General features: G+C 61.0%; 15 protein-coding genes. 12 read left to right on the top strand and 3 right to left on the bottom strand.

The genetic code is table 11. The annotated features are described in order from the left end of the window. From DYST_RS12995 to DYST_RS12970, 6 genes are all read left to right on the top strand, one after another. Entirely contained in the window at positions 1 to 699 is a 699-nt protein-coding gene (locus DYST_RS12995) for a TetR/AcrR family transcriptional regulator (RefSeq protein WP_239946055.1), read from the top strand. A 137-nt stretch (positions 700 to 836) separates the two neighbouring features. Further along, positions 837 to 2,120 carry a M24 family metallopeptidase gene (locus tag DYST_RS12990; protein WP_239946054.1) on the top strand — a complete coding sequence of 428 codons (1,284 nt, stop codon included), beginning with the start codon at positions 837 to 839 and terminating at the stop codon, positions 2,118 to 2,120. 215 nt (positions 2,121 to 2,335) lie between these two features. Beyond that, positions 2,336 to 3,148, top strand: coding sequence for a hypothetical protein (locus tag DYST_RS12985; protein WP_239946052.1), 813 nt, complete (start codon positions 2,336 to 2,338; stop codon positions 3,146 to 3,148). Positions 3,149 to 3,290: 142 nt separating this feature from the next. Continuing rightward, positions 3,291 to 4,421, top strand: a complete 1,131-nt coding sequence (locus DYST_RS12980; protein ID WP_239946050.1) for a sensor histidine kinase — start codon at positions 3,291 to 3,293, stop codon at positions 4,419 to 4,421. Positions 4,422 to 4,429: 8 nt separating this feature from the next. After that, the gene (locus tag DYST_RS12975; protein ID WP_239946049.1) at positions 4,430 to 5,158 is read left to right on the top strand and encodes a LytR/AlgR family response regulator transcription factor; all 729 of its coding nucleotides are present in this window, start codon (positions 4,430 to 4,432) and stop codon (positions 5,156 to 5,158) included. A 104-nt stretch (positions 5,159 to 5,262) separates the two neighbouring features. Beyond that, the gene (locus tag DYST_RS12970; RefSeq protein WP_239946048.1) at positions 5,263 to 6,429 is read left to right on the top strand and encodes an acyltransferase family protein; all 1,167 of its coding nucleotides are present in this window, start codon (positions 5,263 to 5,265) and stop codon (positions 6,427 to 6,429) included. 77 nt (positions 6,430 to 6,506) lie between these two features. Here the strand turns inward: DYST_RS12970 and DYST_RS12965 are convergent, their stop codons facing one another. Beyond that, complete coding sequence (locus tag DYST_RS12965) at positions 6,507 to 7,010, bottom strand: hypothetical protein (protein WP_239946046.1); 504 nt, start codon at positions 7,008 to 7,010, stop codon at positions 6,507 to 6,509. A 301-nt stretch (positions 7,011 to 7,311) separates the two neighbouring features. Between DYST_RS12965 and DYST_RS12960 the strand changes: the two genes are divergently transcribed. The 3 genes from DYST_RS12960 to DYST_RS12950 all read left to right on the top strand — a co-directional run bounded on the left by DYST_RS12960 (position 7,312) and on the right by DYST_RS12950 (position 8,555). Next, positions 7,312 to 7,548: a hypothetical protein gene (locus DYST_RS12960; protein WP_239946045.1), complete on the top strand. Its 237-nt coding sequence runs from the start codon at positions 7,312 to 7,314 to the stop codon at positions 7,546 to 7,548. Positions 7,549 to 7,593: 45 nt separating this feature from the next. Then, positions 7,594 to 7,824 (top strand): hypothetical protein, encoded by a 231-nt coding sequence (locus DYST_RS12955; protein ID WP_102301552.1) that lies wholly within the window; start codon positions 7,594 to 7,596, stop codon positions 7,822 to 7,824. A gap of 209 nt (positions 7,825 to 8,033) precedes the next feature. Continuing rightward, positions 8,034 to 8,555 (top strand): AAA family ATPase, encoded by a 522-nt coding sequence (locus DYST_RS12950; RefSeq protein WP_239946043.1) that lies wholly within the window; start codon positions 8,034 to 8,036, stop codon positions 8,553 to 8,555. Between the two features lie 40 nt (positions 8,556 to 8,595). Here the strand turns inward: DYST_RS12950 and arsH are convergent, their stop codons facing one another. Beyond that, positions 8,596 to 9,318 carry an arsenical resistance protein ArsH gene (gene arsH, locus DYST_RS12945; protein ID WP_239946042.1) on the bottom strand — a complete coding sequence of 241 codons (723 nt, stop codon included), beginning with the start codon at positions 9,316 to 9,318 and terminating at the stop codon, positions 8,596 to 8,598. A 40-nt stretch (positions 9,319 to 9,358) separates the two neighbouring features. Here arsH and DYST_RS12940 point away from each other — a divergent pair, with 40 nt between their 5' ends. The 3 genes from DYST_RS12940 to arsB are packed head-to-tail and all read left to right on the top strand — an operon-like array spanning position 9,359 to position 11,301. Continuing rightward, positions 9,359 to 9,700 carry an ArsR/SmtB family transcription factor gene (locus DYST_RS12940; RefSeq protein ID WP_239952111.1) on the top strand — a complete coding sequence of 114 codons (342 nt, stop codon included), beginning with the start codon at positions 9,359 to 9,361 and terminating at the stop codon, positions 9,698 to 9,700. Positions 9,701 to 9,722: 22 nt separating this feature from the next. After that, complete coding sequence (locus DYST_RS12935; protein ID WP_239946039.1) at positions 9,723 to 10,235, top strand: arsenate reductase ArsC; 513 nt, start codon at positions 9,723 to 9,725, stop codon at positions 10,233 to 10,235. Continuing rightward, positions 10,228 to 11,301, top strand: a complete 1,074-nt coding sequence (gene arsB, locus DYST_RS12930; RefSeq protein ID WP_239946034.1) for an ACR3 family arsenite efflux transporter — start codon at positions 10,228 to 10,230, stop codon at positions 11,299 to 11,301. Before DYST_RS12935 ends, arsB begins: the two co-directional genes overlap by 8 nt. Positions 11,302 to 11,332: 31 nt before the next feature. On the opposite strand, the gene DYST_RS12925 is transcribed toward arsB, so the two are convergent. After that, a complete protein-coding gene (locus DYST_RS12925; protein ID WP_239946033.1) occupies positions 11,333 to 11,869 on the bottom strand; it encodes a hypothetical protein in 537 nt (178 codons plus the stop codon). Positions 11,870 to 12,131 lie beyond the last annotated feature (262 nt).

Below are 12,131 nucleotides of genomic sequence, written 5' to 3'. Positions count from 1 at the left end.
TTGCGCCATGTCCTAACCTGCGAAGTGAAGTCGAAATTTTTCCGCGGATACACCGTTATGGCTACTCGCTTTTCCGCTACCACCCAGTCCGCCCGCCGAATCCCGCGGCAGCAACGTTCGCGCGCCACCGTCGATGCCATCGTCGAGGCGGCGGCTCACGTTCTGGCCACGCGCGGCTGGGCGAAATTCACCACAAACGAAGTGGCGCTGGCCGCCGGAGCAAGCATCGGATCGTTGTATCAGTACTTTCCTGACAAGCTGGCGCTGGTCGACTCCGTCCGCACACGTCATCTCGACGCAGTACTTGCCGCACTGCCAGATCCCGACACGCTCGACCTCGCCACTCCGCTCGCTGCGCGAGTCGACCAGGTGATTGACGGCGTCATCGAAGTTCATTCGGTCAATCAACGGCTGCATCGTGTCCTGCTCGACGAAGTTCCGCTCGCCATACGCGAAAGCGATAGCGTGTTCGAAGTGGAATATCTTCGTCGCTATCAAACGTTGGTTCTGCCAGACACCCAATGCTCCCCTGGGCCCGGCGATGTCATGGCCGCCAAGGTCCTCGCTTCGGCCATCGAAGGCGCCGTCCATGCAGCCGCATCGCGCGGCGAGCTCGGAGTGTCCGAGGTGCGGCGGGAACTCAAAGGGCTTGTTGGCGCTTATCTGCGCGAACGTCGTGTCCAAGCCGTCGAACGGTGACGGCGGAACCGCTTACCCGGACGCTGCTGGGTCGTGGTGATGGCGCAAGTGCGATTGGACATCAAGCCAGGCAGTAGCCGCGCCGCCGACTCCCACCTCATACTGCGACGCACCCTCAGCATCGGTCAGGAGTCTCCATGCGTCGTCGCGACTTTCTCACGGGGGCTGTAGCCGCCACTGCCGCAGCGTCCACTGCCCTTATGCTGACCGGTCGGTCGGCGCAGGCCGCGCCTGCTACGCCTGCTGCGCCCAATGGGTTGGCCGGACTGGCTTCCATGACCACCGGCGCCAAGCCGATTTCGGTGGAGGAGCGCCTCGCACGGATCGCCAAACTTCAACGGCTGATGGTGGATCAGAAGATCGGTGCCTTGATCTTGGAGTCGGGCTCAAGCCTGGACTACTTCACGGGCGTTCAGTGGCATCGCTCGGAGCGTACGACGGCCGCCGTTATCCCGGCCCGGGGTGACATCGTCATCGTGACTCCAGCCTTTGAAGAGCCCTCGATCCGCGAGACCCTGGCGGTGGCCGGCGATGTGCGGCCTTGGAATGAGCATGAAAGCCCGTTCGCCCGCATCGTTGGCGCGCTGCGCGATCGCGGCGTGACCTCTGGTTCGATCGCTTTCGAAGCAACCACGCGCCTGTTCATCGTCGATGGAGTGCGCGATGCAAGCGCCGGCGCCTACCAAGTGGTTTCGGGCGACGCTCTGGTAAAAGCCGTCCGGCTGATCAAATCCCCGGCCGAACTCGCGCTCATGCAAACCGCCAACAACGTCACCCTGGCGGCGCTGCGCTACGTCCATGGCAACGTCCGCCCCGGTATGCGTCCCGACGAGATTGCCGTCATGATGAACGCCGCCACCGAGGCATTGGGCGGCTCGCCGGAGTTCGCCCTCGTGTTGATCAACGAGGCCAGCGCTTATCCGCACGGCTCACACCAACCGCAGACCCTGCACGATGGTTCGGTCATCCTGATGGACGTAGGCTGCACCGTGCATGGCTATCAATCGGACATCTCGCGCAGCTGGGTGATGGGTCAGCCAACCGCGAAACAGCGAAAGGTCTGGGACACCGTCAAGCGAGGCCAGGAGATCGCGTTGAGCACCGCCAAGCTGGGCACTCCGGTGGGTGCCATCGACGATGCCGTGCGCGCCTACTACGAAAAGGAAGGCTGGGGCCCCGGTTACCACCTGCCCGGTCTTCCCCACCGTACCGGCCATGGCATCGGCCTGGACGGCCACGAGCCGCCCTATCTCGTCCATGGCGACGCCACGCCGCTGGCCGCCGGCATGTGTTTTTCCGACGAGCCGGGGCTCTACATTCCCGGCGAATTCGGCATCCGTCTGGAAGACTGCTGGCACATGACCGAGGCCGGTCCAAAACTTTTCACTGGACTTGCCAAGTCGATCGACGACCCGATCTGATCGGTTCGAGTGCAGGCAAATATCGGGCGGTGAGGCGGGGCCGCTGACGGTGTCGCGCCTGCACAGACCGGCCGCCATCGCTTCCTGCTTCCCTCAACGCGTCTTATAGTGCGCTCCGTCCGTATCGGGATAGTTCAGAAGTCGGCCAATGGTGTATCAGTATTGGGTGACTGATACTGAGCAGCCTGTTACGCAGGCTCTTCACAGGGGAAAACATGACTTCGCTCTTCCGCTACATCGTGGTGTGTACGTGCATGCTGATGGCTGCCTGCAGTCAGCAGGCGCTCGTTGACAAGTTCACGCCTCACCCTGCCGCGGAGGTCGCGAAATCCGTGCTCGAACAAGTGCGGCAGGGTGATCTGGAGGCGGTCAAGAGCAAGCTCGACGATAAGCTCCTGCAGAATCCGGACATCGACGCGAAGTTGAAGGAAGTCGCCGGCTATTTCCCTGCTGGAGCCCCTCGTTCAGCGAAGTTGGTCGGCACCAACACGGTGACGGGCAACGGGATCAGTCGCTACAACCTCACCTATGAGTATGAGTTTGCCGATGGATGGGTGCTGGGCAACGTGGTTCTAGCCGGAGAAGGTGATGCCGTACGCGTTGAGGGCGTGCATGTGCAGCGAATGGAGAAGTCCTTGGAGGCACAGAACGCCTTCACCCTCAGTGGCAAGGGCGTAGCGCACTGGATCACGTTGCTGGCCTGCATCGCCATTCCATTGCTGAGTGTCTACGCTTTCGTGCTTTGTCTTCGAACGCCGATTACACACCGCAAATGGCTGTGGGCGCTTAGTACCTTGTTCGGCGTTACGACCTTGCGTTTCAACTGGACTAGCGGGGCCTTCGATTTTCAGTTGCTGTCGGTCCAGCTGTTTGGGTCCTCGAGCTTTAGCAGCCCATATGGTCCGATCATCATTGGACTGTCGTTGCCGTTGGGTGCCCTATGGTTTCTGGCTTGCCGGAGCGGGCTGATGGCGAATGCCGCGGCAGCCAAGGCCGAGGAGATGTCTGTCGCTAAGGAGCAACCTTGAGAGGAATATGCCCGCCTTTGATCGAGTGCCGGTGACCCTGTCAATGAGCTGTTGAAGCCATTTATTTCCTCTGTCCATGTTCCACCGTTGTCCGCTTCACCCCTCACCGGTCCCGCTCGCCACATAGACGACGTTGGTCGCCATGGAGGCGGCTACACTCGATTTTATGAACGAGCTATTTCGCCTACCTCCGACAGCCACCCTCGGCGAGCAGGGCACACCGTTTTCTCCGAAAACGTTGGCTACGTTATGGGTGGCATTCTGGCTGCTCATGATCAGCGTGTCGCTCCAGGATACGCTCCATAGCCCGCTCATCCGTTGGTGGGAGCCTGTGCTGTGGGAGGGCAGTTCGGCGCTGATCGCAACAGGGTGGATGTGGCTTGCCGTTCGGTTTCGTGAGCAATATGCGCCGTACCTGGACAGGCCCTTGATCTGGTTTGGTCGCTACCTGCGTTGGCAGCCGCTGGTCATCTTGACGTGGCTTGCGATGGTTTACCCGATACGTCATGGCGTCTACGCCGCCGTCGGCCGTGCCTATGTGCATCCGGGCTGGGGCTTCGTCGTTATGTACGAGAGCGTCAAGCTGACGATTTTCACGGGGTTGTGGCTCGGCATCCTGTTTGGCATCGATTCCTATGGGCAGTGGCAACTCCAGCGTCGGCGCTTGTTGCAGATGCAGAAAGCGTTGGCGGAGGCGCAACTGGCACACCTGCAGGCCCAGCTACGGCCGCATTTTTTGTTCAATGCACTCAACACCGTCTCTGCCTTGATGCATACCGACGTCGCACGGGCTGATCGTCTGGTTGCAGCGCTCGGTGATCTGCTGCGCATCAGCCTTCGGTCCACCGAGAGCGAGATGACACCGCTCGCCGAAGAAATCCGTACCCTGGCGTTGTACGGGGATATCATGAACGAGCGCTTCCGGGATCGTGTCACCCTGAATTGGCAGACCGATCAAGCGCTCCTCGATACCCCTGTTCCTGCGCTATTGCTGCAACCCCTGCTTGAAAATGTCTTCAAGCATGGTGTCGAGCGGACCGTGGCGCGCGTACGTATCCACATCAGCGTACGACGCGATAGCGACTCGTTGGAAATCGTCGTAAGCAACTCCGGTTCCATGCTGGAGGCAGAGCATCGCGAAGGTTTGGGGTTTCGCAGTTGCCGGGAACGGTTGAACATTATCTACGGCAACGCTGCATCGCTGCGAGTAGGTAACGAGGGCGATGGCGTCGCTGCGCGCGTTCTGATTCCGCTGGTCGGTACCGCTTCATGATTCGCGTCGTGATCGCCGACGATGAGGCACCCGCCCGCGAGAAGCTCGAACACTGGCTGGCGGAGCAGCCAGATATGACCGTGGTTGGATCGGTCGAGGACGGCTTGTCTGCAGCGCAATGCATCGAAGAGTGCCGGCCGGACGTGGCCTTTCTCGATATACAGATGCCGGCACTTTCTGGCCTGCAAGTGGCGGCGCAGCTTGAGCCATCGGTCGCACCGGTAATCGTCTTCGTCACCGCTTATGACGAACACGCCGTGAAGGCATTCGACCTCAATGCGATCGACTACCTACTCAAGCCTTACGATGGTGACCGCTTCGCCCGTGCCGTGCAGCGTGTTCGACTACGGCTGAACTCCCGTGAGCCCGGAGCCGCAGCGGTAGCGATGGGGCGCGCACGGGTAGCTTCCTGCGAGCGGCTTCTCGTGCCGGATCGCGAACGACTGCAGTTGATCGATGCGGCGGCCGTCGAATGGCTCGAGGCCGATGACAACTATGTCCATGTGCACGCCGCCGGGCGCAGCTACCTGTTACGCAGGACACTGCAGGATCTGTTGTCCCAGCTCGGCGAGCAGCGCTTCATTCGTATACACCGCTCTACAGCGGTCAACCTCGCTTGCATCGGATCGCTCACCCCACTCTTCAAGGGGGACTACGAAGTCCATCTGCACAGCGGCCGTGTTCTACGGCTAAGTCGTCGGTATCGCGACGCACTCTTCGCCCGCATGGGTCGTTAGTATCCAGCACACCACGCTGGCGTCCCCGCTTACCCCAAATCTGCTGCTACTCCATAGCTGATGGATCAGGCTCCTGCTTGTCGCCGAAACAGGGAACCTGAAACATGCGTGCTACCGATGAACTGAAAGAGCGCTATGACTTTCTGGATTGGTTGCGAGTCATTGCCATCTTTGTGCTCTTCTTCTTCCATACGGGGATGATCTTTGTCGGCTGGGGTTGGCATATCGTCAACGACCAGACCATCCCATCCCTTCAGTGGCCCATGGACATTGCGCACCGCCTGCGCATGCCGCTGCTATTCGTCATTGCTGGCGCAGGCATGTGGTTTGCGTTGCAGCGTCGCAGTACAGGGATGTTCGTGAAGGAACGGACGATCAAACTTCTGCTGCCTCTCTTGGCCGGCATATTCCTGATCGTTCCGCCGCAGATCTACTGCGAACGGCTGCTCGACGGGCAATGGACCGGAGGCTATCTGGCGTTCTACGCCACGCGAGTGCTGCAGTTCGTTCCCTACCCAAAGGGTGATTTCAGCTGGCATCACTTGTGGTTCATTCTGTATCTCTACGTGTACGTTCTATTGCTTCTCCCCCTGATGCTTTGGTGGAAGCAAGGCGCGCAGCGCGTAGCGCCGGGTGCATGGCTGTATCTGCTGGGCATTCCCCTGGGCATCAACGAAGTTCTTCTGAAATCGCTGTTTCCAGAATCACACAATCTCGTCAGCGATTGGTACATCTTCAATCACTACTTGCTGCTGACGGTTTATGGATACCTCATGGCATCCATGCCAGGGATATGGAAGTGGCTGTCCGACGTTCGTCGATGGTCACTGGTGGGCGGGGTGGCGTCGTTCATTCTGCTGATATCGCTGTTCAAGGCCGGTGTCATCGATCACGGATCGGTGGCCGATGGGCTGGGTGCGAATATCTTCACGTGGCTTTGGGTGATGGTATTTCTGGGTTACGGCTATCGTTACCTGTCCTTCGTCAACCCGTTGCTCATCTGGGCGCGAGAGGCCAGCTATCCCTTTTACATCCTGCATCAGACGGTCATCGTTGTGATCGGGTACTACATCATCCAGCGCCCGTGGACGCCGTGGACAAAGTATGCCGTCATCCTGGTTCTCAGCATGAGCGCATGCTTTGCCCTCTACGAGGGATGTGTAAGAAGGTTTGCGCTGTTGCGTCTGCTCTTCGGAATGAAGGCGGAATCATCAAGTCCGCGCGCTTTCTCTGGAGCGGGTAAGCGCTCCCTGGGCGATGATCTGCAGTAGGCAGTGGATGTTCGCGGTCGATCCTTGGTGGCACCCGACTCAACGCAGACATTGGACGTGTCGGCTTCGACGGGGCGCTACGGATCCCAGTGCTGACCGCAGCAAGGGCAAGCAACGATGGATTGGTCGGCCGCGAGATCGTCCCAAAGGATCGAAACATTGGTGTCGCAGGCGTCGCACATGCCGGAGGAGGGGATGGACGTGTGCACTTTATCGCGCCGCGCCGGGTATCCATCCACGCTTTGGCTATGCGCGCAGGCCATTTCGGCGTATCCGCGCTCGAAGCGCTCGGCGATGACAGGCAGACTCGCCAGCAGCGATAGTTGCAGGCGCTGCGCATCGATCGGATCGGTGTCCGCCCATTGCCGGCCCAGGTTCTCCGCTTGATCGAAGAGCTCATTCCAGGTCGAGCGGCTGCGATCGCTACCGTTCTGCCCGGACAGCGCCATGGTGACACTGCGGTCGCTCAGGCGGATGGTTCGCGCGAGCAGATCCAGGCGGTCGAGTTTCCTGGTGTGGGTGCCAGCGGTTGGCGCCGTGGTGGTACCAAGCGCCGGACGTGACCGGTAAGTGGCGTGCATAGCGATGTCCCCTGTCATGCTCGTGTCGAGCAGGCACGGGGCGGTTCGCACCGTGCTTGGGAGGCAGTGTAGAAACCGGCTGGGCGAGCGGATGCCCGGATTCGGCCAAGGGATGCGCAGATTCGGCATCTGGCGCACGCTCTTTATGCGTTCGGGGCGTCTCCATCCGCGTTGAGAAGCAGTGGTTATCGTCACGCTGGCGACTACGTGGGCTCGGTTATGTTTGCTCGGTCGTGGCGCTTGCATCAGCCGGAAGGCTACCTTCGCGCGACGAAGCGTTATCACCGACAGGAGTGGTTTCATGCTTGTGGATGTTTATCAAAGCAGCACCGATGCCGCGTGGTTCGTCGCCGTTGCGACTGGGAATCCGGTGGCTTTTGCGCGCGTCCCGAGCGATCCGGTTCTAGTGGATCCGCAGCTGTTTCTACAAGGCGCTGACCTGGCTTCCAGTAATGAGTTCATTGGCCTGGATACGGCAGCGGTGGTGAAGCAGGTGGAAGATAAAGGGTTTGCCTTGTTCAAAGCGCACCTTAGGTGATGCGGCAGCTTCATGTCGGCGGGAACGCAGTTTCAGGAGGTCGTCATGTCCATCGATTCCACACCCGGTTTGGGAAACACGGCCCTTGATGCGCTGATCCTCAGGGCGGTGGTGCGAAAGCTGCTGCAGAAGGGCGTGCTCTCTGCCGATGATGTGCGGGCGCTGCTGCTGGAAGCCACGGAACATCTCGACACGGTCGTCGGCAACAACCTCACCGTCGAAGAGGCACGGAGCATGATCAAGGGAGACTTGGCGTCTTTCATCGGAGCGCCGTAGTTCGCTCTACGGCGACCTGTTGACCTGTCGGTTCCGGTCACGTAGTTTCGATCACATGAACGCTACATGCGCCCGATGCTCGCTGATTATTCGCGCCACACCTTATCCGGTGGGTTAGCGCGCGTTCTTCAGTCGCCAATGAAACCCGCCCTCGAGGCGGGTTCTTTTTATCCGACTCCTGGGCATCCGAAGCAGTACAGGAGTTCCTCATGCAAACCGATCCCCATCATCCTTCGGCACTGCACCTAGTGTGCGGGAAGATTGCCTCGGGCAAATCCACGTTGACCCGGCACTTGGCCAGCCGCACACACACGGTGCTGATCAGCGAGGATGCTTGGCTATCCGTGCTTTACACCGACGAGATCCGCACGGTGAGCGATTACGTCCGGCGCTCGGGCCAGTTGCGCAGCGTGCTTGGGCCGCATGTCGAGTCGCTGCTTCGGACGGGCTTGTCGGTGGTGCTCGATTTTCCCGCGAATACGGTCGGAAATCGCCGATGGATGAAGGACATCATCGACCGGTCGGGTGCTGATCATCAGTTGCACTTTCTCGATGTTCCCGACGAGCTCTGCAAGCAACGATTGCGAGCCCGCAATGCCGAGGGCTCGCATGCTTTCGCGCCCACCGACGCCGAGTTTGACGAGATCACACGGCACTTCGTGGCGCCCGTCACCGAAGAGGGTTTTCGGGTGGTGCGCTACGAGTCGTCGCTAGCGGAGGAGGGCGGCTGACCGCGATGGCTTTCGGGTTGGCGTCGTTCGGATCAGGCTGTCATGCCTTCTCGACAGCACCCGCCGCCTGAGCGAGTGCGCGTTGCACGGCGTCGCCTTTGCGTTCGCTGTAGCGACTGACCAGATAGTCGCTGCGTCCGCGCACCATCAGGGTGAACTTCATGAGTTCTTCCATGACGTCGACCACGCGGTCGTAGTACGGGGAAGGTTTCATGCGCCCGTGTTCGTCGAACTCCTGCCAGGCCTTGGCCACCGAGGATTGGTTGGGGATGGCCACCATGCGCATCCATCGCCCCAGCACCCTCAACGTGTTCACGACATTGAACGACTGGGAGCCGCCGCACACCTGCATGACCGCCAGCGTTCGTCCTTGCGTGGGCCGCACGCTGCCGTCTTCGAGAGGTAGCCAATCGATCTGGTTCTTGAAGACGCCGGTGATGGTGCCGTGGCGCTCGGGGCTCACCCACACCTGTCCTTCGGACCAGATCGACCACTCGCGCAGCCGCTGCACATCAGGATGGGTGGCTGGCACGCTGTCGAGCATCGGTAGCGTGTGGGGATCGAACACCCGCGTCTCGGCCCCGAGGTGCTGCAGGATGCGCTCGGCTTCCAGGGCCAGCTTTCGGGAGAAGGATTGGGGTCGCAGCGAACCGTAAAGGATCAGGATGCGCGGCGGGTGACTGGCATCGTTACCGGCGCTGAGCCCGGGGCTGTCTGGGCGCGGGAGCAGGTCGAGTTCGAGATGGGGTAGATCCGGCGTCATGGGCTTGTCTGTCGTTCAATATTTCGACTATTCTAGTTTTATGGAAACGAATGACGCAATCGCTGCCTTGACCGCCCTGGGTCACGCCAAGCGCCTGGCCATCTTCCGCTTGCTGGTGGTCGCCGGCCCTGTGGGCCGCATGGCCGGGGAGATCGGGGATGAGCTGGACATGCCGGGGGCCACGCTGTCTTTCCACCTGAAAGAGCTGGTGAACGCGGGGCTGATCACGGCTGAGCCGCAGGGACGGTTTGTCTGCTATCGCGCCGCCTTCGACGCCATGAACGGGCTGATCGCTTACCTCACCGACAACTGCTGTGCCGGCAGTGCGGGCGTGGTGTGTACACCGGGAAGCGGCGTTTGCGAGCCCGGCAATGGCTGCTGACATCTACACGGAGCATGTTGTCGTGACTCACCGCGTCTTGTTCGTCTGTACGGGCAACTCCGCCCGCAGTGTGTTGGCCGAGGCCACCTTGCGCGCCTGGGGTGGCGCACGGTTCGAGGCATTCAGCGCCGGTAGCCAGCCCACCGGCCGCATCAACCCTTATGCGTTGGACACGCTGGTTGCCGCGGGCATGCCCACGGCGGGATTGCGCAGCAAGTCGTGGGATGAGTTTTCGGGCGAGAACGCTGCGCCGGTGGATCTGGTGATTACGGTGTGCGACAGCGCGGCTTCCGAACCTTGCCCAGTGTTCTTCGGTGACTTTGTGCGTGCCCATTGGGGCTTGCCCGACCCAGCGGCAGTGGAGGGTAGCGACGCCAACAAGCGCGCCGCATTCACCCACGCGCACGCCATCATCAAGGCGCGCCTCATGGCGTTTATCACCCTGCCCGCCGAAACCTGGGCGGATCGGGGCGCATTGAAGGCCGCGTTGGATCGCATTGGCTTCATCCAGTCCGAGGACCCCGTCCATGGGTGAAACCGCTGTCGCGCGGCTCGCCATCGGATTTTTCGAGCGGACGCTGATGCTTTGGGTGGCGGTGTGCATCGTGCTGGGCACGGCGCTTGGCCACTGGTTGCCTGTGCCGTTTGCGGTGCTGGGTGCGATGGAGGTCGCCAAGGTCAATCTGCCGATCGCGGTGCTTATCTGGCTGATGATCGTGCCCATGCTGCTGAAGATCGACCTCGGCGCTATGCGTCAGATAGGCCGACACTGGAAAGGCATGGGCGTCACCCTTTTCATCAACTGGGCGGTGAAACCGTTCTCCATGGCGCTGCTGGCCTGGTTGTTCCTTCGGCACGTCTTTGCTGCTTATCTCCCGGCGGACCACGTGGACAGCTACGTGGCGGGCCTGATCCTGCTGGCGGCGGCGCCGTGCACGGCCATGGTGTTTGTGTGGAGCAACCTGTGCGGTGGCGAGCCAACGTTCACGCTCAGTCAGGTGGCCATCAACGACGGCATCATGGTGGTGGCTTTTGCACCGCTGGTGGCCCTGCTATTGGGTGTGTCAGCGATTACGGTGCCGTGGATGACGTTGATGTTGTCCGTGGGGCTTTACATCGTGGTGCCGGTGATCGGGGCCACGCTGCTGCGTCGTGTGATCCTCGCGCGCGGAGGTGAGCGAGCATTGGCTGAATGCCTGCGTCGCTTGAGTCCGGTGTCGCTGGTCGCGCTGTTAGTCACGCTGACCTTGCTGTTCGGATTCCAGGGAAAACAGATCCTAGCGCAGCCGCTGATCATCGCCATGCTCGCGGTGCCGATTTTGGTGCAGGTCTACTTCACCTCGGGCCTGGCTTATCTGCTGAACCGCTGGCTGGGCGTGGAGCACTGCGTAGCGGGCCCATCCGCCCTGATCGGGGCCAGCAACTTCTTTGAGCTTGCGGTGGCCGCCGCAGTCAGCTTGTTTGGCCTGAACTCGGGCGCCGCATTGGCCACGGTGGTTGGTGTGCTGGTCGAAGTGCCGGTGATGCTGTCCGTGGTGCGTATCGTGAATCGCTCCAGGGCTTGGTATGAAACGCCGAATGCCGGACGGCGCCCTGCCTGATGCGACCACCGGCAAACTCACTCGCCCGGTGTCACGGCCGCGTTGCGTTGTGTGCGAGTGCGCTGCTGGAGGCCGAGTTGGCGCGGGGCGTCTGCGCAGCAGGTGTTGGCGCTGACCTCACCAGTATGGTCTCTTGATTGAGGCAATCGGGTGGGGACAGGGAGTAACTGTTGAGCACCAGCTTGCATGTCCAGGTGATCTCGGCGCCTTTCTTGCCGTTTCGCTCCGTGGGGATAAGCATCAGGATAGGGTCAGGGCTCGCCCCCGTATTGCGCGTGTGCAGTGTGATGAGCCCACCGTCGGCAATCTCCGCATACGCGATATAGGTGCCAATCGAGGCGGCAGAGTCGTAGTGCAGGTCAGTGGAGTGAATCCCCGCCAGCCCGCCATGCACCGTGGCGGCCTCCAGCACCACATCCTTCAGCGCATCGGCGTCCTTCATGGCGGCGGCGATGTGCTGCCTGGGCCCAAAGCCGTGCCAGAGGAGCAAGGTCACAGCGGCGATCACCGTGACGCTCATCATCGCGATCAGCACGTTGAGCATGGACAATCGTCGTAGCTTGAGCATGAGCGGTGCCCTTGACCGATAGCGGCAGGTCCATTCGATGGGCCAGCGTTCGAGACTATCCCGATCGTGGTGTAGATGCAGTCTACGCCCGCAAAGTCCTGTTCTCCCGTTGTTTTTAGTCAACCGCGGCAACGCCTAGAGCCGACCAACGAGGCATGCGCTAATCTGCAACTGTCTGCTCAGGGCGAGCCGGGGAGCGCAGGTGTCTCCTCACGCCCCAAAACAGACGTTTTGGAAGGCGCATCCAGGCCGCAGGAAACGA

The sequence above is a fragment of the Dyella terrae genome, from assembly GCF_022394535.1.
Lineage (GTDB): Bacteria > Pseudomonadota > Gammaproteobacteria > Xanthomonadales > Rhodanobacteraceae > Dyella.
The sequence above is the reverse complement of the archived record's forward strand: the minus strand, read 5'-3'. Positions and strand labels throughout refer to the sequence as shown.

Coding starts and splice junctions, on each gene's coding strand:
- DYST_RS12990 (WP_239946054.1), top strand. CDS start 837: ATGCGTCGTCGCGACTTTCTCACGGGGGCTGTAGCCGCCACTGCCGCA.
- DYST_RS12985 (WP_239946052.1), top strand. CDS start 2,336: ATGACTTCGCTCTTCCGCTACATCGTGGTGTGTACGTGCATGCTGATG.
- DYST_RS12980 (WP_239946050.1), top strand. CDS start 3,291: ATGGAGGCGGCTACACTCGATTTTATGAACGAGCTATTTCGCCTACCT.
- DYST_RS12970 (WP_239946048.1), top strand. CDS start 5,263: ATGCGTGCTACCGATGAACTGAAAGAGCGCTATGACTTTCTGGATTGG.
- DYST_RS12965 (WP_239946046.1), bottom strand. CDS start 7,010: ATGCACGCCACTTACCGGTCACGTCCGGCGCTTGGTACCACCACGGCG.
- DYST_RS12960 (WP_239946045.1), top strand. CDS start 7,312: ATGCTTGTGGATGTTTATCAAAGCAGCACCGATGCCGCGTGGTTCGTC.
- DYST_RS12955 (WP_102301552.1), top strand. CDS start 7,594: ATGTCCATCGATTCCACACCCGGTTTGGGAAACACGGCCCTTGATGCG.
- DYST_RS12950 (WP_239946043.1), top strand. CDS start 8,034: ATGCAAACCGATCCCCATCATCCTTCGGCACTGCACCTAGTGTGCGGG.
- arsH (WP_239946042.1), bottom strand. CDS start 9,318: ATGACGCCGGATCTACCCCATCTCGAACTCGACCTGCTCCCGCGCCCA.
- DYST_RS12940 (WP_239952111.1), top strand. CDS start 9,359: ATGGAAACGAATGACGCAATCGCTGCCTTGACCGCCCTGGGTCACGCC.
- arsB (WP_239946034.1), top strand. CDS start 10,228: ATGGGTGAAACCGCTGTCGCGCGGCTCGCCATCGGATTTTTCGAGCGG.
- DYST_RS12925 (WP_239946033.1), bottom strand. CDS start 11,869: ATGCTCAAGCTACGACGATTGTCCATGCTCAACGTGCTGATCGCGATG.